Below are 18,764 nucleotides of genomic sequence, written 5' to 3' on the forward strand. Positions count from 1 at the left end.
CCGGTCAAACCCAAGCCACCGCCAACAACCCGGCTCCCAACACCAGACACAATGGCGAGTAAACCCAAGTGTCGAGCCGGGCAAACCGCGAGCCTTTCACTTCCTTGAAAAAACCTACCAGATTCGAATCACCAATCGCCCGAGCAAACATCAACAGCGCAATCGCGCTGATCACCCATTGCAACGCCGAGTGATGCACCGGGGGCAACCACCACCCGACACGCAAACACACCAGCAACGCAATCACCAATAACGCTGCTGCCACCAGAAACGTCATCCAGCCACGCGGCTTGAACGCCGGCCGCAACTTCGGCCCGCCGCCCTCCACCGGAATGTGCGGCACCGCCGCCACTGCTGCCCACTGCCCACCCAGCGCCCAGTACACATGCACCAGACTGATTACCGCGAAAGTCGTCACCAGCCATTGAGCCAACACAAAGGTCATGGTCGAGAATCCTTGAAAGGGATTTGAACAAACTATCCTAGTCGGCTTTTTTTGATGTGCACGACCGGCCGGCAGTGGGGTAAAGTGCCGCCCCATGAAATTCTCCCGTTCCGATCGTTCACTACTGGCCTGGATGCTTTATTGCTGCGTCCTGTTCAACGTGTTCGCCTGCAGCATCGGTCACGGGCAAATGGTCGGCATGCAGCTCAACGGTATCGGCGGCCAGTTCTGCGCTGTCGACCCGAGCACCCAGGCGCCGCTCGCCAGCAATCCTTCTGAAGAACAATTGCCGACGCTGGCCAAGGCCTTTGGTTGTCCGCTGTGTTCCACCGGCGGCATGGGCCCGGCATTCAACTCCAGCCTGACCTTGGCGATCCTGCCGGAACAACACAGCCCGCCGCTGCCGCTGATTGTCAGCCCCGATCTGCCTGCCCGCTTCATCTGGCCTTCGGCCAACCCGCGCGCCCCGCCGCTCGCCTGAGTGTCTTTGCCTTTTTGATTTGTCAGCCCACTGCGCCAACGCGCGGCGTTCGCCTGTGCGCTGACTCCTAGACAAGCATTCAGGATTCAAACGATGAAACAACTTACCTTGCTGGCGAGCCTGTGCGGCTGCCTGTCCGTCAACGCCTGGGCGCAATCCACCGTGGATCTGGCGCCCATCACCATTGATGGCGAATCCGCTGCTGAACCGGGTTTGAGCCTTGAGCAATCCAGCGGCATGGCCTCACGCCTCGGTCTTAGCGTTCGTGAGACCCCCGCCTCAGTCGCTATCGCCAACCGCAACGACATCGAACGCCATGGCGCGCAGAACTTTCAGGACGCCGCCAACACCCTGCCCGGGGTCAACGCCAGCGCCCCGCCGGGGTTTGGCGGGTTCGTTTCCTATCGCGGCTTCACCAGCAGTCAGATCACGCAGATGTTCAACGGCATCAACGTCTCCGGCGGACTGGCACGGCCCGTGGATTCGTGGATTTATGACCGGGTGGAACTGGTCGGCGGCCCGTCCTCGCTGATCAACGGCGCAGGCTCGGTGGGTGGTTCGCTGAACTACGTGACCAAACTCGCGACCCGCGACGAGCGGGCCATCGAAGGTCGGGTCAGCTACGGCACCTATGACACAACCGAAACCGCATTCGGTCTGAATCACGCCCTTACCGAACCCGGCGCCGACGTGCAGCACTACGCACGCCTCGACGTCAGCCACAACACCAGCAACGGCTACATTGACCGCCAGGAACGCGATGCCTGGAGTGTGGCGTTTTCGCTGCTCAGCGACCTGACGCCGAACCTGTCGCACACCCTGGCCGTGGAATATCAGGACGAACAGGAAGACAGTCCGTACTGGGGCACGCCAGTGCTCAATCCCAAGGCTGGCGAACTGAAGATCGACAAGCACAACCGCTTCAACAATTACAACGTCGAGGACGGGCGCTACGAGCAACGCACTATCTGGCTGCGCTCGATCATCGACTACCGAATCAACGACAGCACCACCCTGCGCAACACCCTGTACCACCTCGACAGCCAGCGCGATTACCGCAACCTCGAAACCTACCAATACAACGCCGACAACAGCGCGGTAAATCGCTCCACCGCGTATCAGGTTCGGCATCAGGGTGAACAGAACGGCAACCAGTTCGAACTGCGCCATGACAACACGCTGTTCGGCCTCGATACCACTTGGTCCGGCGGCTTCGAGTACAAGGTCAACCAGACCACCAACTCGCCACTCAACATCAAAGGTGCGAGCAGTGTCGACCCGAACAACTATCGACCGGGGCACTTCTACGACATTCCCGGCACCAAACCGGGCTTCGTCAGCGACAAGACCAACGAGGTCACGACCAAGGCGTTATTCGCCGAGAATCGCTTGGCATTGACCGACAAGCTGGCGCTGCTGACCGGCGTGCGCTACGACGACATCGACCTCGACGTGACTAACCACCGCACGGTGACCGCTGCCAACCCGCGCCACTTGAAGCGCAGTTGGGAACCGGTGACCGGGCGCGTCGGCCTGACCTATCAATTCATTCCGTCAGCCAATGTGTATGTGCAATACAGCACCGCCGCCGAACAGCCGAACGGCACGCAGGACTTCGATGTTTCGACCGGCAAACAATGGGAAATCGGCAGCAAGTTCGACTACCTGAATGGACGTGGCTCGGCGACGGTTGCTGCTTACACCATCGAGCGCAAGGACTTCGCCGTGACTGATCCACTGGATCCGACCAGCAGCATTCCAGTCGGCCAGCAGACTTCGAAGGGGATCGAGATCGCCAGTTCGTTGCGGATCACCGACAAGTTGCTGGCCGAGGGAAATTTCGCCTGGGTCGACGCGCAATACGATGAATTCAACGAGAAGAACGCGGCTGGCGTGGTGGTTTCACGCAAGGGCAATACACCGACCAACGTGCCGGATCGGGTTGGCAATCTGTGGCTGACCTACGACTTTTCGCCGCAGTGGCAAGGAGGGGTTGATGCGCGGTACGTGGCGTCGGTGTTTGCTGACACTGCCAACACCATGACCGTGCCGTCCTATACGTTGTTTGGCAGCTTTCTCAGCTACAAGGTGGATGCGCACACCACGGTGACTGGCCGGGTGCGCAACCTGACGAATGAGGTGTATGCCGAGTTTGCGCACGTATCGCCGGCGTACTATCTGGGCACGCCACGCACCTTCGAGCTAGCGGTACAAACCAAGTTCTAAAAGCCACATCACCCTGTAGGAGCTGCCGAAGGCTGCGATCTTTTGACTTTATTTAAACATCAAGATCAAAAGATCGCAGCCTTTGGCAGCTCCTACAGGGGCAACATCCGAGACTTTCTAGAGGTCGGCCGACACCTTGTCTGCCACATCCTTCGGCACCCACGCCTGCCACACATCCGGATGCGCCTTCATGAACGCCACCGCTGCCTCGCGAGGCGCCGTGTGCTTTTCGCTCATCTCGGCCAGAGCCTTGTTCAACGGCTCAATCGGAAAATCGACCTTGCTGAAGAACTCTGCGATCTCAGGATGCTGCTTCTGAAACGGCGCAGACACACCAATCGACAACTTCGAAGCCAGCGAACGCGTCGGCTTCGGATTCGGGTTATCCGCATCGGTGAGCGTCTTCCACGCCTCGGCATCGAACGGCGGTTCTTCGAGCTGGATCAGTTTGAATTTACCGAGCAACGGCGTCGGCGACCAATAGTAGAACAGCACCGGTTTACCACGGCGGATCGATGAACTGATCTCGGCATCCAGCGCCGCGCCGGAACCACTGCGGAAATTGGTGAAGTCGTCCTGCAACCCGTAGGCAGTGAGCTTCTGCTTGTTCACCACTTCCGAAGTCCAGCCAATCGGGCTATTGAGGAAGCGCCCCTTGTTCGGATTCTCGGGGTCCCTGAACACGTCCTTGTACTTCTTCAGGTCATCGACACTGCGCAGATCCGGCGCCAGCGGCTTGATGCCCTTGGCCGGATCGCCCTTGATCACGTATTCCGGCACCCACCAGCCTTCGGTCGCGCCCTTGACCGTATCCCCGAGGCTGATGACTTTGCCCTCGGCTTCAGCCTTGACCCATACCGGACTGCGCCCCGCCCACTCCTCGCCAATCACTTGAATGTCATTGTTGGCCAGCGCGGTTTCCAGGGTGATGGTGGTGCCCGGCAGCGTATCGGTCGGCAGGCCGTAGCCTTTCTCGACAATGATGCGCAGTACATCGGTGATCAGACTGCCGCTTTCCCAGTTCAGGTCGGCGAAGTGGATGGGCGCCGGCGCAGCATTCGCCGCTGGCACCACCGTCAACACGCCCAGCGTGGCCAGACAGGCAGCCAGCAACCGTCGAAATCCGTTCATGCTTTTGCACCTCGTGCTGTTCACAGCAATAGCAGGATGGCCTGACAGAAGACCGCAAGCCTCTGAATACTCAGTCAACTGACTGTAGACGAGGTTCCTGGTTTTTCCGGGGCATGCCGCGGACGAGGTTACGTTTCAGACTTTTCCTTCAAGCTTTGCAGCTCGCGTCTGACCATGCTGGCGTACTCCGCCGGCTGCAAGCTGTAGATCTGCGATGCGACCCAGCCAAGCCAGGCGCCCTGCATGTCGGCCTTGGCAGCAAACAGTCGCTGAGCTTCGACCCGGGCGCTGTCGAGATTCTGCAAATGGAAATCGGCGCGGCTCACTCGCTGGCCTTGAACGTGACGAGTTCACCCTTGCGCCACTTGGCCGCCTTGGCGGTCACGGCTTTCAAAGTCTTGGTCAGACCTTCCTGCAACTGCTCGTTCGCAGCGAACACGGTGACCACGCTGTGGCCTTCCTTGAACAGGATCGCCTGACCATCGGCGGTCGTGACAAATGCGTAATCGCCCAAGCCATAGACGGTGAGTTTGATCTCGCGAAAGCGCAGATCCAGCTTGCCGCCTTCACGGCTGGGCAGGACTGCCGCGCTGAAGTGATCACCGACCTTGAGCTTGAGACCCGGCTTGTCGTCGACCACCAACGCCGACTCAGTGTCGATCTCGGCAACGTAAATGCCTTCGGCGTTTTGCTCGGTGATGTAAACAAAACGCAACTGGAACAGCTTGACCAGCTTTGCGCGCAAATCACCCAGCACGAACAAAGCATGCATATCGAGGTTACTGACTGCCAAAGAAACGTCCCCACACTTGAAAAGAGTGCCTGCGCGAAAAGCGCGCACGGCAGAAATAACGGCCAGGCCGACGGTGTTACCGAATCAATCAAATAAAAACCTGAACCGAGCAGAGTGCCGATTCATCGCGAGGTTCCCAAGACTACTGGAATGTCACTCGCGAAACCCACAAAGACGTTCTCCAAATGTTGAAGAACCGCGCTTCCATGCAGGCCAGAGAAACTGACTACAAACTTTAGGGAAAAAACTCAGTAAGAAAAGCACGTTTCCGACATATCGCAGGCAAAAAATTGCTTTAGATAACGCCATGCCGTCAACCGCTGTTGGCGATTCTAGAGCAGCGACGCTGTTCGCGACTACCCGTAACAGCCTGTAAATGCGGGCCAATCCATGAAAAGGACTTCATATGTGCACTCTGAGCCATCTGTTTTTGCCCGCAAACGCCCAAGCCAGCGCCCCTTTCACGATGCATATCGAAGGTTTGCAAGGGCTGCGCGCGGAGGATCAATGCGGTCAACCGCCCTTGTTTCAGGTGATTCCGGCCGGAATTGGTTTCTTTCATATCAAGGAAATTTCCACCGGACGTGTCAGAGGTTTCCGCGAAGATCACAACAAGGCTTGCGCTCTCGCCCGCGCGCTTGAATCGCAGATCGAACTCCTGGCCAGTGACCGCCTCAGATGAAAGAGAGATTGACCGCGCCACCCCGGCGTCTGCCAAAGGAGCACATGATGCAATTGCCTACTTATGATCTGAAGACCCTGTTCGATCAACTGGGACTGCCTTCTGAGGGCACCGCCATTGATGATTTCATCGAATCGCACCCGCTGGATGCCGAGACCAAATTGATCGATGCCGACTTCTGGACCCCGCAACAGGCTCAACTTCTCAAAGAGTGGTTACGGGCTGACGGTGAGGAGGCGATCGTCGTCGATGAGCTGAACGTGCGTCTGCACGACGGCAAATAACCGCGATCAGTGCAGGCTGTCGCCGACAGCGACCGCCGTGCACGGATTAATTGCAGTTCAAGCAACAATGCCTCAACGCGGCTTTTGCGGTTTGTAGCCCAGACGCAAACCGCCCCAGTGCCGGCCCTTGACCATGATCGGCACCGACAGGTCGTGCATCAGTTCGCCGGTATCGCGGGTGTAGGTCTGCAGCAGCACCGGTTGCTGATGACTGCCGCAACGAATGCCGGTGCGGTCAGCGAACTTGCGCTTGGTGCGATTGTTCACGCTATCGACCTGCGCATCGCCGGTCAGCGGCTGATTGAACAGCTGATTGTGTGTCGGCACATACCCCTGCTGCGTGCAGGCGATAGCGAATACCAGCCCCTCATGGCGCGGCAGCAATGGTTCCTGAATCGCCGGCAACACCTGATCGGTGTAGCGGTCGAAGCGAGTCTGAAACTTCGGCGGTTGCGTGTTGGCAATCGGCTGATACTGACGATCAAACAAGTCCTCGAGGCTGACTCGCCCCTGATCGACATCAGCTTCAAAGCGCTCGGTGATCTGACCCGCACCTTCAAGCGCCAAGTCATAAATGCGCTGGTGATAGTCATCCAGACCGACTTCAGCCAGGCGCTCGCTGATGGTTTCGGCCTGCCCTTCCATCTGCACCGCCGCCTCGGCCAGACGTCGGGTCTGTTGATCGCTGATCGCCAGATCGCTGCGCATCTGCTCGATGGCGATGAACAGACTATCGAGTTGTTCGCGATTGGTCTCGGCGCCACGGGCGATTTCGCTGACCTGACCTTCCACCCCTGCCGCCAGTAGCGCGATATTCTCCAGATGCTGGCCGGTGTGTTCGACCTGCTCGACACCAGTGTGCAGATCATCGGACAGTTGGCGAATCTGCTCGACCACTTGCGCGGTGCGCTTTTGAATGTCGGCAACCATCTCGCCCACTTCGCCAGTAGCCGTCGCCGTGCGCGCTGCCAGCCCACGGACTTCATCCGCCACCACCGCAAACCCGCGACCATGCTCACCGGCCCGCGCCGCTTCAATCGCGGCATTCAGGGCCAGCAGATTGGTCTGGCTGGCGATCGACTGAATCACCAAAGTCACGCGCTGGATGTCGTCACTGCGCTGGCTCAAGGCTTCGATCATTTCGCGACTGGCACTGGCACGCTGGCTGAGTTGATGCATCAGCGCAATGGAGCCAACCAACTCGGTTCGCCCTGCCGCACTGCTGTGATGCGCTTCGCTGGCAGCACTTAAAGCTTCACGGCTGAGCTGCGAAGTCGCCTGCTCGGTGGCGATCATCACTTCAGCGTTATTGACGATTTGCGCAGCGGCATCGAGTTGCGATTGCAGTTTTCCCGCCAGCTCCTTGACGGAAAACGCCACACCGGCAGCTGACAGAGCGTTATGACTGGTGGTGTAGGAAAGGTCGCGAGTCAGCTCGGACATCGCACTACCGCTATCGGCAGATTGCACAGCGCGGTTCGCACGGGAGCGCAGGCGCGGCAGCCAGACAATCAGCACCGCCACCGGCATGCCGATATACAGCGACCAGCCACCCAGGGTCATCCCGGCCAGCAACAGCATCAGCGCGATGCTTTGCAGGGTCGGCGTCAGCCAGCGGTTTTTCGGCAAAAGCACTGGTGCAGGCAGAGCCCCAACCAGAGATCCATCTCTCGTCATCTTCGTCACCCCACGCTGTTCTCATTGTTGTGGCTGCATTAAGCGCCACTACAACGCCATTATCCATGATCCGTTAGTCGTGGGTCTGTGGCAGGTCAATACAACGGCGTGGTTTTTTGCGCACGAGCAAAAACAAGATCGCAGCCCCGGCGGCTCTTTGTGGGAGCTGCCGAAGGCTGCGATCTTGTTCAGACGACCCAAGTGTATGGGTCGCCGCAGAAATCAGGCCTGACGCTGGTGCTTGTCGATCTGCTCGTGACGCTCTTGAGCTTCGATGCAGTACTTGGTGGTCGGGCTGATCAGCAGGCGTTTCAGGCCGATGGCCTCGCCGCTGTCATCGCACCAGCCAAAGCTGTCTTCCTTGATACGCTCAAGGGCTTGCTCGAGCTGCGGCAGCATGCGCTGGTCGCGATCAATCGCGTTTACCAGCCAGGTGCGCTCTTCTTCAACCGATGCCGCGTCCGCAGGGTCAGCCGGGGTGTCCAGGCTTTCGATGGCGATACGGTTCTGCTCAATGCGCTCGTGGGTTTCGACTTTCATGTTCTGCAACAGCTCGCGGAAGAAAGCGTGTTGCTCAGCATTCATGTAGTCATCTGCCGGCATGGCCAGCAACTTGTCCTTTGTCATTGATATCTCTATAAAAAAACGTGCATTAAGGCGAAATAGGGAGCGTTTCGGCGAACCGTGCCCGGTCGTCGAAAAGGCATCGTTTATTGCAAACGCCACCCGGCACTCAATTTACGAGGGGCGGCAGTCTAAGGCCCGATTGAGGCCTCAGCAACTGTAAATACAGGGAATTTGTCCGACAAAGCCCGGAAACTGCTCTGACGCAGGCCTGTTAGCGGTCATCGGAGTGCGTTTATAGCAAGAAATTCAGTCGAGCGGCTGTATATAGAAGACAAACGGCTGACGGCGAGCAGGTTTATCGCAAATATTTTGGCCATACGGCGCGTGCGGTGCATCGATTCAGCCGGGATGGCGCTACACATTTTGCCTGCAGACGGCCTTTCGATTCCGCGCAGCCCGCCTATTCTCAAGGCCACCCCAGCGCTTCCCGGATTCAGCCAGAAGGATTTTCCATGTCCCGCCCCGATCAGCCGGCCAACGACGAGCACGCCCTCGCCAGCCCCCCGATCACCGCCCATCGCCTGCTGCAAAAGATCACCGAGGAATACGAAGCCCTGCCGCGTCAGCTCAAACGCGTCGCCAGCTACATGAGCCAGCAGAGCGACCGGATCATGGTCGACCGCATCAGCGACATCGCCCGTGAGTGCGAAGTGCACCCCTCGGCCATCGTGCGTTTCTCCCAGCGTTTCGGCTTCAGCGGTTTCAGCGAAATGCAGGCACTGTTCCGTGAGGCCTACACCGACAAAACCACCCCGGTGCAGAACTATCAGCAGCGCGTGCGCAGCATGATCGCCAACCAGTCGCAAAAATCCAGCGACGGCGACCTCGCCCGCGAATGCATCGGTGCCACCCTGTCGGGCATTGAAAGGCTGGGACTGGAACTCGACGACGCAGCGTTCGAGACTGCCATCGACTTGATCGTCGGCGCCGACAACATCTACGTGATCGGCGTGCGCCGCTCCTTCGCCGTCGCCGACTACCTCGTTTACAACCTGCAACACACTAATAAGCGCATGCACCTCGTCTCGGGACTCGGTGGTAGCTATCGCGAGCAAATGCGCAGCGTGCGCGCGCAGGATCTGGTGATCGCCATCAGCTTCACGCCCTACGCCAAGGAGACCCAACACTGCCTGCGCTACGCCCGACAGCAACAGGCCAACACGCTGATCATCACCGACAGCAACCTGTCGCCCGTGGCCAAAGGCGCGAACAGCGTGTTGCTGGTGAATGAAGGCAGCTCGTTTGCGTTTCGCTCGTTGAGCGCCACATTGTGTTTGTGCCAGGCGCTGTTTATTGCGGTGGCGTATCGTTTGGGCTTGAAGGTCGAGGAGATTCACGAGCAGGTCGGCTTCGAAGACTGACAATTACCTCAGGCTCGGCTAGGTTATGTCTTCCCGGTTCGACTTGAAGGAACGCGTCATGAAACTGATCGGCATGCTCGACTCGCCCTACGTGCGCCGCGTGGCCATATCCGCCAAGTGCCTCGGCATCGACCTGGAGCATGACCCGGTGTCGGTGTTCCGCCATTTCGAACGCTTCCAGCAGATCAACCCGGTGGTCAAGGCGCCAACGCTGATTCTTGACGACGGCGAAGTGCTGATCGACTCGACGCTGATCCTCGACTATCTGGAAGCGCTGTCCGGCAAAAGCCTGTTGCCCGGCGACCTGAACCAACGGGTGAAAGCCCTGCGTCTGATAGGCCTGAGCCTCGCCGCCTGCGAAAAAGCCGTTCAGCTCTATTACGAACGCAACCTGCGTCCTGCCGATATTCAATATCAGCCATGGGTCGAACGCGTTGAAGGCCAACTCGCCGCCGCGTTTACCGCTCTTGAGCATGAACTGGAAAAACAGCCGTTGCCCACCGATGGCGCTCTTGAACAGGACGGCATCAGCTTCGCCGTCGCCTGGAGTTTCACCAACCTCGTAGTCCCGGATCAGATCGACGCTGAACGCTTTCCGCGCATCGCCCAATACAGCGCTTACGCCGAAGGTGTAGAAGCATTCATCAGCACCCCGATGACCTGACCATGAGCGTAAACGAAACCGCAGCCCCGGCCCTGAAAGAAATCTTCAACTTCGAGCGGCTGCAACACATCGCCACGCAAACCAGCGCTGTGTACCCGGCGTTCAACGCCAAAGCATTTCTCAAGCATGCGAGTGATGGCCTGGCCGAACTCTCGGTGATGCAACGCATGGCCCGTGTCAGCGAAAGCCTGCACACGGTGCTGCCGCTGGATTACGAAGATTCCCTCGAGGTCCTGCGCGCCCTCGCCCCTCGGCTGAACAGCGGATTCGTCAGCATGTGCTTGCCGCACTACGTGGCGAGCTATGGCGCGCATGCATTCGATACATCGATGCAAGCGTTGAAATACTTCACCGCGTTTGGATCGTCCGAATTTGCTGTCCGGTATTTTCTGCGCAGCGATCTGGAGCGGTCGCTGGAGCTTATGCATGACTGGGCGCGGGATGAAAATCACCACGTTCGGCGTCTGGCCAGTGAGGGTAGTCGCCCTCGCTTGCCGTGGTCATTTCGCCTGGACGCGGTGCAGGCAGATCCGCAATTGGCAGCGGGAATTCTCGATCGGTTGAAGGCGGATGAGAGTTTGTATGTGCGCAAATCCGTGGCCAATCATCTGAATGACGTCACCAAGGTTCACCCCGACTGGGTGCTCAACACGGTTGAGGGATGGTCGCTGGAAAACAAGCACACGGCATGGATTGCCAAGCATGCGTTAAGAAGCTTGATCAAGCAGGGGAATTTGCGCGCTTTGACGGTGATGGGTGCGGGGGCGAAGGCTGAGGTCGAGTTGCTGGATGTACAGGTAGCGCCGGCGGTGGTCCGGCTCGGGGAGTCGATTACGTTGTCGTTCGCGGTACGGTCGTTGGCGCCGGTGGATCAACGACTGGTGATTGATTATGCAATTGACTATGTGAAGGCCAACGGCAGCACTTCAGCGAAAGTGTTCAAGCTAAAGGCTCTGACTCTGCCGGCCTTCACGACGGACCGCGTACAGCGTCGTCAGGTGATCAAGGACTTCACCACACGTAAGCACCATGCAGGGCGGCACGCGATTCATGTGATGGTGAATGGAGAACGCTTGGCGAGCACTGCGGTTGAGATCATCACTGCATAAGGCTCAAACGTGGCGACTGATTGCGGCGCTCGATCTTGGAATTGCTCAATGCGCCCTCATAACAGTGGTTACACCGAACATTCCCGGGAGAAGCACACATCATGACTACTCAAACCGAAACTGCCATTCTTGCCGGCGGCTGCTTCTGGGGCATGCAGGACCTGCTGCGGCGCTATCCCGGCGTGCTGCAAACGCGCGTCGGCTACACCGGCGGCGATGTGCCGAATGCCACCTACCGCAACCACGGCAACCACGCCGAAGCCATCGAAATCGTCTTCGACCCCGCCGTGATCAGCTACCGACAGATTCTCGAGTTCTTCTTCCAGATCCACGACCCGAGCACCCCCAACCGTCAGGGCAACGACCGCGGCGCCAGCTACCGCTCGGCGATCTACTACCTCAACGAACAGCAACGCGACATCGCCGAGGACACCGCTGCCGACGTCGACGCTTCAAAGTTGTGGCCAGGTCGAGTGGTTACCGAGATCGAACCGGCAGGGCCGTTCTGGGAAGCGGAACCGGAGCATCAGGATTACCTGGAGCGTATTCCGAATGGGTATACGTGCCACTTTATTCGGCCGGAGTGGAAGTTGCCGAAGCGCGGTTGAGTGGTTGTTTGAGCAATTTGATCAGCCTGCCACAGCGTTCGCGGGTGGCAGCTTAAACGCTTGCCCCCAGCAACAACCCCTGCTCCGCCTCACACAATCCCACCACATAATCCCAAACTACGCGTAGTCGCACCGATTTGTGCAACTCGCGCCGCGTGCTGATCCAGTAACTGCGCTCGATGCCTTCGCCCGGCAGTAGCGCGACCAACTCCGGATCGGCCGCCGCCATGTAACACGGCAACACTGCGATCCCCAGACCTGAGCGCGCTGCTTGCTGTTGGGCAATCACACTGGTGCTGTGAAACACCACGCGCGGGTTGCGGCAGAAGCTGTTGAGAAACATCAGTTCCTGGCTGAACAGCAGGTCGTCGACATAGCCGATCCACGCATGACGCCCAAGATCCTCGCGACTATTCAAGGGGGGCGCACTGTCGAGGTAAGCGCGGCTCGCATAGAGCGCCAGTCGGTAATCGGTGAGTTTGCGCGTGACCAGCATGTCCGCCGCCGGACGCTCAAGATGAATGCTGATTTCGGCTTCGCGGTTAAGGATGCTGACGAAGCGCGGCACCGCCACCAGTTGCACTTCCAGACCCGGATAGCGCTCGAACAACCCGGTCATGCGACTGGCGAGAAACATGATCCCGAGACCCTCAGTCACGCCGACGCGGATCTTGCCCAGCGGCGCGGTCGACTGGGTGATTTCTTCCTGAGCCAGCAACGCGACGTTTTCCATGGCCTCGGCGTGTTTAAGCAGCGCCTCCCCTGCCGGGGTCATTTCGTAGCCTTGGGCGTGCTGGACGAACAGCGCGGTGCCGAGACTTTTTTCGATGGCCTCGATGTGCCGGGCGACCGTGGCGTGGGTGGTGTTCAAGCGACGCGCGGCAGTCAGCAATCGGCCACTGCGTTGCAACTCGAGAAAAAACCGCAGGTCGTTCCAGTCGAACATCGCTTGTCCTTGTCAGCTATGGTCTGTGAACGCTGTCTGAAAACGCACAGCGGCTGCGCAAAAACTAACATTCTTTTGCCGAAAGCTAACAACTAGGATGACCGACAACAAAAACAATAAGTGAGGTCAGGGAATGCAGACTTCCCTCGATGAATTCGACTACATCGTGGTCGGCGCCGGGCCGGCCGGGTGTTTGCTGGCCAATCGGCTGTCGGCTGATGCGCAGCAGCGCGTGCTGTTGCTGGAGGCTGGCGGGCGCGATAACTACCCGTGGATTCACATCCCCGTGGGTTACCTGTTCTGCATCGGCAACCCGCGCACCGACTGGTGCTTCAAGACTGAACAACAACCGGGCCTGAATGGCCGCGCGCTGAGCTATCCGCGCGGCAAGGTGTTGGGCGGCTGTTCGTCGATCAACGGCATGATCTACATGCGTGGCCAGGCTGGCGACTATGACGGCTGGGCCGCCGAGGGCAATCCGGGCTGGGCCTGGGATGACGTGCTGCCGCTGTTTAAACAGAGCGAAAACCACTTCGCCGGATCCGCTGAATTTCATGGCGACAAGGGTGAATGGCGGGTTGAGCGTCAGCGCCTGTCGTGGCCGATTCTTGATGCCTTCCGCAGCGCCGCCGAGCAAAGCGGCATCGCCAGCATTGATGACTTCAATCAGGGCGACAACGAGGGTTGCGGTTACTTTCAGGTCAATCAGAAGTCCGGGATCCGCTGGAATGCGGCGAAGGCGTTTTTGAAGCCGATTCGGCATCGGGCCAATCTCACAGTGCTGACCGATGTTGAAGTGGATCGGGTGCTGTTCGCGGACGGTCGCGCAGCAGCGGTCAGCGCCCGTTGGCAAGGTGCGGTCAGGAGCTTCAAAGCGCGCAAGGAGATTGTGTTGTGCGCCGGCTCCGTGGGCTCGCCGAGCATTTTGCAGCGCTCCGGGATCGGGCCACGCCCACTGCTGGAAAAACTCGGAATCGGCGTCGTGCATGAGTTGCCGGGGGTCGGCGGCAATCTGCAGGATCACCTGCAATTGCGCCTGATCTACAAACTGGAAAACGCGCGCACGCTGAACCAGATTGCTGGCAGCGTGTGGGGCAAAATGGGCATGGGCCTGCGCTATCTGTATGACCGCAGTGGGCCGTTGTCGATGGCGCCGAGTCAACTGGGTGCGTTTGCCCGCTCCGGTCCGGAGCAGACTTCGGCCAACCTTGAATATCACGTGCAGCCGCTGTCGCTGGAGCGCTTCGGCGAGCCGTTGCACAGCTTCCCGGCGTTCACTGCGTCAGTGTGTGATCTGCGCCCACAGAGTCGGGGTCGGGTGGAGATTCGCTCGGCCAATCCGCAGGACCCACCGTTGATTCAGCCCAACTACCTGAGTCATCCCGAAGACCTGCGCGTGGCCGCCGATGCGATTCGTCTGACCCGGCGGATCGTTAGCGCACCTGCGTTGCACGCGTTCAACCCGGTGGAATATCTGCCTGGGGCGGACCTGCAAACCGAAGCGCAATTGCATGCAGCCGCGGCAACCATTGGCACGACGATTTTCCATCCGGTCGGCACTTGTCGCATGGGCAATGACGCTGGCGCGGTGGTCGATGCGCAGTTGCGCGTGCATGGCGTGCCCGGTCTGCGCATCGCCGATGCGTCGATCATGCCACGCATCACCTCGGGCAACACGTGTTCGCCTACGCTGATGATTGCCGAGAAGGCTGCGCAGCTGATTCTTAACCCCGAAACAAGGATCAACACCCAAAAACAACAACTGGCGCACCCCCTGTAGGAGCTGCCGCAGGCTCGGGCCGCGATCGGACGATCTTTTGACTTTGATTTTTAGAAGCAAGATCAAAAGATCGCAGCCTGCGGCAGCTCCTACAGGGGGCCGCATCTGATTCACGGACACGCAACACCAGTGGAACAACAAAAACAATCACTGTGAGGGATACCGATATGTCAGAACATGTTCAGCCACTGGACGGCGTGCGCAGCGCCGAAACCAGTCCCGATACCCGCAAAGTCATCTTCGCCTCGTCCCTGGGGACGGTGTTCGAGTGGTATGACTTCTTTCTCTATGGCGCCCTCGCGGCGGTGATCAGCAAGCAGTTTTTCGCCGGGGTCAACGACACCACGGCTTTCATCTTTGCGCTGATGGCGTTCGCCGCAGGCTTCATCGTGCGGCCGTTCGGTGCGCTGGTGTTCGGTCGATTGGGCGACATGATCGGGCGTAAATACACCTTCCTCGCGACGATCATTTTGATGGGTGTCGCGACCTTCTGCGTCGGTTTATTGCCGACCTACGCCAGCATCGGCATTGCCGCGCCGATCATTCTGGTGGTGCTGCGCATGCTTCAGGGCCTGGCCCTCGGTGGCGAATACGGCGGCGCCGCAACCTATGTTGCGGAACACGCGCCGATCGGCAAACGCGGTTTCCACACCAGCTGGATTCAGTCCACCGCGACCATCGGCCTGCTGCTGTCGTTGTTGGTAGTGCTCGGCTGCCGCTACTTCACTGGTGATCAGTTTGAAGTCTGGGGCTGGCGCATCCCGTTCCTGCTATCGATTGTGCTGCTGGGCATTTCCACCTGGATTCGCCTGAGCCTGCACGAGTCGCCGGCCTATCTGAAAATGAAAGAGGAAGGCAAAACCTCGAAGGCGCCGATCCGCGAATCCTTCGGCAAATGGGAAAACCTCAAAGTCGTATTGATCGCGCTGTTCAGCATCAACGCCGGGCAAGCAGTGACCTTTTATGCGGCGCAGTTTTACGTGCTGTTCTTCCTCACCCAGTTCCTGAAGATGGACCCGGCGGTGGCCAACACCTTGCTGATCATCAGCGTGGTGATCGGTGCGCCGTTCTTCATTATCTTCGGCTGGTTGTCGGACAAGGTCGGGCGCAAACCAGTCCTGATGCTTGGCCTGTTGCTAGCGACTGCGCTGTACTTCCCGATCTTCAAATCACTGGCGCATTACGCTAACCCGGCGATTGATCAGGCCAGCCGTCAGGCGCCGATCACCGTGCTGGCGGATCCGGCGACTTGCACTTTCCAGTTCGACCCGGTGGGCAAGGCCAAATTTGACAGCCCGTGCGACAAGGTCAAAACCTTCCTGACCAAAGCCGGCCTGCCCTACACCAGCATCGCCGCGCCCGCCGGCAGCGCAGTGCAAGTCAGCGTCGGCGACGTCAAACTCGACAACTTCGACGAGGCCGCCCTGCGCGGCGCAATCACCCTCGCCGGCTACCCGCAACAGGCCGATCTGCAGCAGACCAACAAACCGATGATCGTCGCGTTGATCGTGGCGCTGATCATTATCTCGGCCATGTGCTACGGACCGCTCGCGGCGCTGATGGTCGAACTGTTCCCGACACGCATCCGCTACACCTCGATGTCCCTGCCGTACCACATTGGCAACGGCTGGTTCGGCGGTTTCCTGCCGACCGTATCGTTTGCGCTGGTGGTGTACACCGGGGACATCTTTTACGGGCTGTGGTACCCGGTGCTGATTACCGGCGTGAGCCTGGTGGTGGGGATGATCTTTTTGCACGAGACTAAGAATATCGATCTCGACAAGAACTAAAGCCTGCGCAGATGGCGAGGGAGCAATTCCCTCGCCATAGCTGAGAAAGTCAGACTTCAGACTCTAACAACTCAAACTTCACTTGATCCGGATAGAACGCCACATAGTTCTTGATCTGATCGACGGAGATTTTCGGGTTTTCGTAAGTCCACACTGCATTCGCCCCTTCATGCCCCGGAATTTGCAGGCTGAAGTAACTGGCGTCGCCCTTGTACGGGCAATAACTGGTGTGATCGGTGCGCGCGAAGTATTTTTCATCGATGTCTTCGCGCGGGATGTAGTAGACCGGCGGATAGTTGGCTTCGAGCAGCACCAACGCGCGGGCCGAGGCGGCGACCTGAATGCCGTGGAATTTCACCAGCAGACAACCTGGTTGTTCGGCGATGGTGATGACGGGACTGGGACCGGAAGTTTTCATCGGTTTCTCCTGACGGCGGCGAAGGCAGCGGTTCAGGTATAACTCATGCGCGGCGATCTCGTCGGGTTCGCAGCCGAACGGCTGAAACCCCCCTCATCGGAACGCCGCCCGCCCAGCCCTCTCCCGGAGGGAGAGGGAGCCTACAGCATCGTCTTGCGGGATACATCGACCTGAAAAACCGTGGCGATTATGGAATCGATAAGCTTTGTCGATTGTGGATTCGGCACAGCCCTTTCAGGTCGATGTATTTCTCCAGCAACCCCCAATCAGTCCCCTCTACCTTTGGGAGAGGGTTAGGGTGAGGGCCGACGATTCACGACATCACGCGACGATATCGGTCGCCACAGCCTGCCCCACCACACCTACTGCAAAGTCCACCGAACCCTGCCCGGTCAGATCGATCATCAGGCTGGTCTGGTTGGTCTGTTCGAAGTAAGTCAGGATCGCGTCGCCCGCGTGGCCGGTGAAGCCGCTGACGAAGTTCAGCGAAGCTGCGCCATTGGCAAACCCGGCAATGCCCGACAGGTCGATCTTGTCCAGACCACTGGTGAAATCCATGATCCAGTCCGGTGCGGTCATGGTCGAATCGCTCGCCGCGCCGAATACAAAAGTGTCCGCGCCTTGGCCGCCCCACAGCGAATCACCGCCACCCGCGCCATAGATGATGTCGTTGCCCGCGCCGCCAATCAGATCGTTGGCCGCGCCGTTACCGATCAGCAAGTCATTGCCCGCGCCGCCGATGGCGTTTTCCACGGTCACGCCATGAGCAATCGAAACGTTGCCAACCAGACCACCGACGTCGGAGAACGAGCCTTCATTGAGGTTGATCTTCTGGTTCTGGCTGAAACCGGAGAAATCCAGGGTGTCGTTGCCGCCGCCGTCCCACACCGAGAACACCACTTTGGACGATGCCGAGGTGGCACTGTAGAAGTCGCGGTCGGCATTCGAATTGAAGCCGTATACGGTGTTATCGGCACGGGTTTCGAAGTTGGCGCCGTAGAGTTTCTGCACCGCGACGATGTCATCCAACAGAGGCGCCGAAGCGTAGGCGCCGCTGCCGTCCTTGCTGAAATCCTGGTCGGTATTGGTTTCGCTCCAGTAGCTCATCAGGCTGTAGCCGCGGGTATCTTCGGCGTACTTGGCGTCGGCGTAGGTCGGGTTGCCGTTACCGGCGTTGTAGGCGCCCGGGTGCGACAGGCCGAGGGTGTGCCCGATTTCGTGGGTCAGGGTCTGACGCCCGTAGTTGTTGGTGTCCGGCGTCTTGTTGACTTGATACTTGTCGTTGATCAGGTACCACGACTGACCGTCGTAAGCGCTGCCCTGTGGCAGATAAGCGAACGCTGCGCCGCCGGTGCTGACGTCGTAGTTGCCGAAGGTCATGTGCCCGTCGCCGCCCTTGCCTTCAGTGAAAGTGACGTTGGCCACGTCCGACCACGATTGCATGGCCAGCACGGCTTGAGCCTTTTGCTGAGCGCTGAATTCGCTGAAGTTGCCGAGTTTCGGGTTGTAGTTGGCATTTTTCTCGGTCAGGAAGGTGTAGCTCAGATCGATTTTGCTGTCGCCATTCTTGTCTTGCCACGACATGCCTTTGCGCAGGATTTCGTCGGCGGCCTGATCGGCTGTGAATGACGGTTTGCCGTTGACGGTGCCGGTACCACGGTCATACAGGTGGCTGAACGTGTCGACTGCGGTGAACGCGCTAGTGGCTTGGGAGGAAGGTTGAGACATGGTGTACGTCCTTG

General features: G+C 58.9%; 19 protein-coding genes. 10 read left to right on the forward strand and 9 right to left on the reverse strand.

Features of this window, described 5'->3' with window-relative positions; all coding sequences use genetic code 11:
- Nucleotides 1–4 precede the first annotated feature (4 nt).
- Nucleotides 5–445, reverse strand: a complete 441-nt coding sequence (locus ACOI8A_RS01905) for a DUF3995 domain-containing protein (RefSeq protein WP_420649651.1) — start codon at nucleotides 443–445, stop codon at nucleotides 5–7.
- A gap of 94 nt (nucleotides 446–539) precedes the next feature.
- On the opposite strand from ACOI8A_RS01905, the gene ACOI8A_RS01910 reads away from it, so the two are divergent.
- Nucleotides 540–926 (forward strand): DUF2946 domain-containing protein, encoded by a 387-nt coding sequence (locus tag ACOI8A_RS01910; RefSeq protein ID WP_420649650.1) that lies wholly within the window; start codon nucleotides 540–542, stop codon nucleotides 924–926.
- A gap of 93 nt (nucleotides 927–1,019) precedes the next feature.
- Nucleotides 1,020–3,152: a TonB-dependent receptor gene (locus ACOI8A_RS01915; RefSeq protein ID WP_420649649.1), complete on the forward strand. Its 2,133-nt coding sequence runs from the start codon at nucleotides 1,020–1,022 to the stop codon at nucleotides 3,150–3,152.
- A 117-nt stretch (nucleotides 3,153–3,269) separates the two neighbouring features.
- On the opposite strand, the gene ACOI8A_RS01920 is transcribed toward ACOI8A_RS01915, so the two are convergent.
- The 3 genes from ACOI8A_RS01920 to ACOI8A_RS01930 all read right to left on the reverse strand — a co-directional run bounded on the left by ACOI8A_RS01920 (nucleotide 3,270) and on the right by ACOI8A_RS01930 (nucleotide 5,076).
- Nucleotides 3,270–4,283, reverse strand: coding sequence for an ABC transporter substrate-binding protein (locus ACOI8A_RS01920; RefSeq protein ID WP_420649648.1), 1,014 nt, complete (start codon nucleotides 4,281–4,283; stop codon nucleotides 3,270–3,272).
- 128 nt (nucleotides 4,284–4,411) lie between these two features.
- Entirely contained in the window at nucleotides 4,412–4,609 is a 198-nt protein-coding gene (locus ACOI8A_RS01925) for a hypothetical protein (RefSeq protein ID WP_420649647.1), read from the reverse strand.
- A complete protein-coding gene (locus ACOI8A_RS01930; protein ID WP_420649646.1) occupies nucleotides 4,606–5,076 on the reverse strand; it encodes a hypothetical protein in 471 nt (156 codons plus the stop codon). The genes ACOI8A_RS01925 and ACOI8A_RS01930 overlap by 4 nt, the downstream gene beginning before the upstream one ends.
- A gap of 466 nt (nucleotides 5,077–5,542) precedes the next feature.
- Here ACOI8A_RS01930 and ACOI8A_RS01935 point away from each other — a divergent pair, with 466 nt between their 5' ends.
- Together ACOI8A_RS01935 and ACOI8A_RS01940 are read left to right on the forward strand one after the other, a co-directional pair.
- Entirely contained in the window at nucleotides 5,543–5,758 is a 216-nt protein-coding gene (locus tag ACOI8A_RS01935; protein ID WP_420649774.1) for a hypothetical protein, read from the forward strand.
- A 47-nt stretch (nucleotides 5,759–5,805) separates the two neighbouring features.
- A complete protein-coding gene (locus tag ACOI8A_RS01940; protein WP_420649645.1) occupies nucleotides 5,806–6,042 on the forward strand; it encodes a DUF2789 family protein in 237 nt (78 codons plus the stop codon).
- Nucleotides 6,043–6,114: 72 nt separating this feature from the next.
- On the opposite strand, the gene ACOI8A_RS01945 is transcribed toward ACOI8A_RS01940, so the two are convergent.
- Together ACOI8A_RS01945 and ACOI8A_RS01950 are read right to left on the reverse strand one after the other, a co-directional pair.
- Nucleotides 6,115–7,719, reverse strand: a complete 1,605-nt coding sequence (locus tag ACOI8A_RS01945) for a methyl-accepting chemotaxis protein (RefSeq protein WP_420651253.1) — start codon at nucleotides 7,717–7,719, stop codon at nucleotides 6,115–6,117.
- Between the two features lie 222 nt (nucleotides 7,720–7,941).
- Nucleotides 7,942–8,346 carry a TraR/DksA family transcriptional regulator gene (locus tag ACOI8A_RS01950; RefSeq protein WP_420649644.1) on the reverse strand — a complete coding sequence of 135 codons (405 nt, stop codon included), beginning with the start codon at nucleotides 8,344–8,346 and terminating at the stop codon, nucleotides 7,942–7,944.
- Nucleotides 8,347–8,798: 452 nt separating this feature from the next.
- Here ACOI8A_RS01950 and ACOI8A_RS01955 point away from each other — a divergent pair, with 452 nt between their 5' ends.
- The 4 genes from ACOI8A_RS01955 to msrA all read left to right on the forward strand — a co-directional run bounded on the left by ACOI8A_RS01955 (nucleotide 8,799) and on the right by msrA (nucleotide 12,088).
- Nucleotides 8,799–9,707, forward strand: a complete 909-nt coding sequence (locus tag ACOI8A_RS01955; RefSeq protein ID WP_420649643.1) for a MurR/RpiR family transcriptional regulator — start codon at nucleotides 8,799–8,801, stop codon at nucleotides 9,705–9,707.
- A 58-nt stretch (nucleotides 9,708–9,765) separates the two neighbouring features.
- A complete protein-coding gene (locus ACOI8A_RS01960; protein WP_420649642.1) occupies nucleotides 9,766–10,371 on the forward strand; it encodes a glutathione S-transferase in 606 nt (201 codons plus the stop codon).
- Nucleotides 10,372–10,373: 2 nt separating this feature from the next.
- Nucleotides 10,374–11,480 (forward strand): DNA alkylation repair protein, encoded by a 1,107-nt coding sequence (locus ACOI8A_RS01965; RefSeq protein ID WP_420649641.1) that lies wholly within the window; start codon nucleotides 10,374–10,376, stop codon nucleotides 11,478–11,480.
- A 101-nt stretch (nucleotides 11,481–11,581) separates the two neighbouring features.
- Nucleotides 11,582–12,088: a peptide-methionine (S)-S-oxide reductase MsrA gene (gene msrA / locus ACOI8A_RS01970; protein WP_420649640.1), complete on the forward strand. Its 507-nt coding sequence runs from the start codon at nucleotides 11,582–11,584 to the stop codon at nucleotides 12,086–12,088.
- Nucleotides 12,089–12,140: 52 nt separating this feature from the next.
- Here msrA and ACOI8A_RS01975 read toward each other — a convergent pair whose 3' ends face one another.
- The gene (locus ACOI8A_RS01975; protein ID WP_420649639.1) at nucleotides 12,141–13,034 is read right to left on the reverse strand and encodes a LysR family transcriptional regulator; all 894 of its coding nucleotides are present in this window, start codon (nucleotides 13,032–13,034) and stop codon (nucleotides 12,141–12,143) included.
- A 133-nt stretch (nucleotides 13,035–13,167) separates the two neighbouring features.
- On the opposite strand from ACOI8A_RS01975, the gene ACOI8A_RS01980 reads away from it, so the two are divergent.
- Nucleotides 13,168–14,814 (forward strand): GMC family oxidoreductase, encoded by a 1,647-nt coding sequence (locus ACOI8A_RS01980; protein WP_420649638.1) that lies wholly within the window; start codon nucleotides 13,168–13,170, stop codon nucleotides 14,812–14,814.
- Between the two features lie 167 nt (nucleotides 14,815–14,981).
- Nucleotides 14,982–16,604 carry an MFS transporter gene (locus ACOI8A_RS01985; RefSeq protein WP_420651254.1) on the forward strand — a complete coding sequence of 541 codons (1,623 nt, stop codon included), beginning with the start codon at nucleotides 14,982–14,984 and terminating at the stop codon, nucleotides 16,602–16,604.
- 49 nt (nucleotides 16,605–16,653) lie between these two features.
- Here the strand turns inward: ACOI8A_RS01985 and ACOI8A_RS01990 are convergent, their stop codons facing one another.
- Both ACOI8A_RS01990 and ACOI8A_RS01995 read right to left on the reverse strand, forming a co-directional pair.
- Entirely contained in the window at nucleotides 16,654–17,022 is a 369-nt protein-coding gene (locus ACOI8A_RS01990) for a DUF427 domain-containing protein (RefSeq protein WP_420649636.1), read from the reverse strand.
- Nucleotides 17,023–17,343: 321 nt separating this feature from the next.
- Entirely contained in the window at nucleotides 17,344–18,750 is a 1,407-nt protein-coding gene (locus ACOI8A_RS01995) for a serralysin family metalloprotease (protein ID WP_420649635.1), read from the reverse strand.
- Nucleotides 18,751–18,764 lie beyond the last annotated feature (14 nt).

Origin of the sequence: Pseudomonas sp. P4795, assembly GCF_048822895.1 — a bacterium.
Lineage (GTDB): Bacteria > Pseudomonadota > Gammaproteobacteria > Pseudomonadales > Pseudomonadaceae > Aquipseudomonas.

Coding starts and splice junctions, on each gene's coding strand:
- ACOI8A_RS01920 (WP_420649648.1), bottom strand. CDS start 4,283: ATGAACGGATTTCGACGGTTGCTGGCTGCCTGTCTGGCCACGCTGGGC.
- ACOI8A_RS01935 (WP_420649774.1), top strand. CDS start 5,543: ATGCATATCGAAGGTTTGCAAGGGCTGCGCGCGGAGGATCAATGCGGT.
- ACOI8A_RS01910 (WP_420649650.1), top strand. CDS start 540: ATGAAATTCTCCCGTTCCGATCGTTCACTACTGGCCTGGATGCTTTAT.
- ACOI8A_RS01945 (WP_420651253.1), bottom strand. CDS start 7,719: ATGACGAGAGATGGATCTCTGGTTGGGGCTCTGCCTGCACCAGTGCTT.
- ACOI8A_RS01980 (WP_420649638.1), top strand. CDS start 13,168: ATGCAGACTTCCCTCGATGAATTCGACTACATCGTGGTCGGCGCCGGG.
- msrA (WP_420649640.1), top strand. CDS start 11,582: ATGACTACTCAAACCGAAACTGCCATTCTTGCCGGCGGCTGCTTCTGG.
- ACOI8A_RS01905 (WP_420649651.1), bottom strand. CDS start 445: ATGACCTTTGTGTTGGCTCAATGGCTGGTGACGACTTTCGCGGTAATC.
- ACOI8A_RS01960 (WP_420649642.1), top strand. CDS start 9,766: ATGAAACTGATCGGCATGCTCGACTCGCCCTACGTGCGCCGCGTGGCC.
- ACOI8A_RS01950 (WP_420649644.1), bottom strand. CDS start 8,346: ATGACAAAGGACAAGTTGCTGGCCATGCCGGCAGATGACTACATGAAT.
- ACOI8A_RS01940 (WP_420649645.1), top strand. CDS start 5,806: ATGCAATTGCCTACTTATGATCTGAAGACCCTGTTCGATCAACTGGGA.
- ACOI8A_RS01915 (WP_420649649.1), top strand. CDS start 1,020: ATGAAACAACTTACCTTGCTGGCGAGCCTGTGCGGCTGCCTGTCCGTC.
- ACOI8A_RS01965 (WP_420649641.1), top strand. CDS start 10,374: ATGAGCGTAAACGAAACCGCAGCCCCGGCCCTGAAAGAAATCTTCAAC.
- ACOI8A_RS01995 (WP_420649635.1), bottom strand. CDS start 18,750: ATGTCTCAACCTTCCTCCCAAGCCACTAGCGCGTTCACCGCAGTCGAC.
- ACOI8A_RS01955 (WP_420649643.1), top strand. CDS start 8,799: ATGTCCCGCCCCGATCAGCCGGCCAACGACGAGCACGCCCTCGCCAGC.
- ACOI8A_RS01975 (WP_420649639.1), bottom strand. CDS start 13,034: ATGTTCGACTGGAACGACCTGCGGTTTTTTCTCGAGTTGCAACGCAGT.
- ACOI8A_RS01985 (WP_420651254.1), top strand. CDS start 14,982: ATGTCAGAACATGTTCAGCCACTGGACGGCGTGCGCAGCGCCGAAACC.
- ACOI8A_RS01990 (WP_420649636.1), bottom strand. CDS start 17,022: ATGAAAACTTCCGGTCCCAGTCCCGTCATCACCATCGCCGAACAACCA.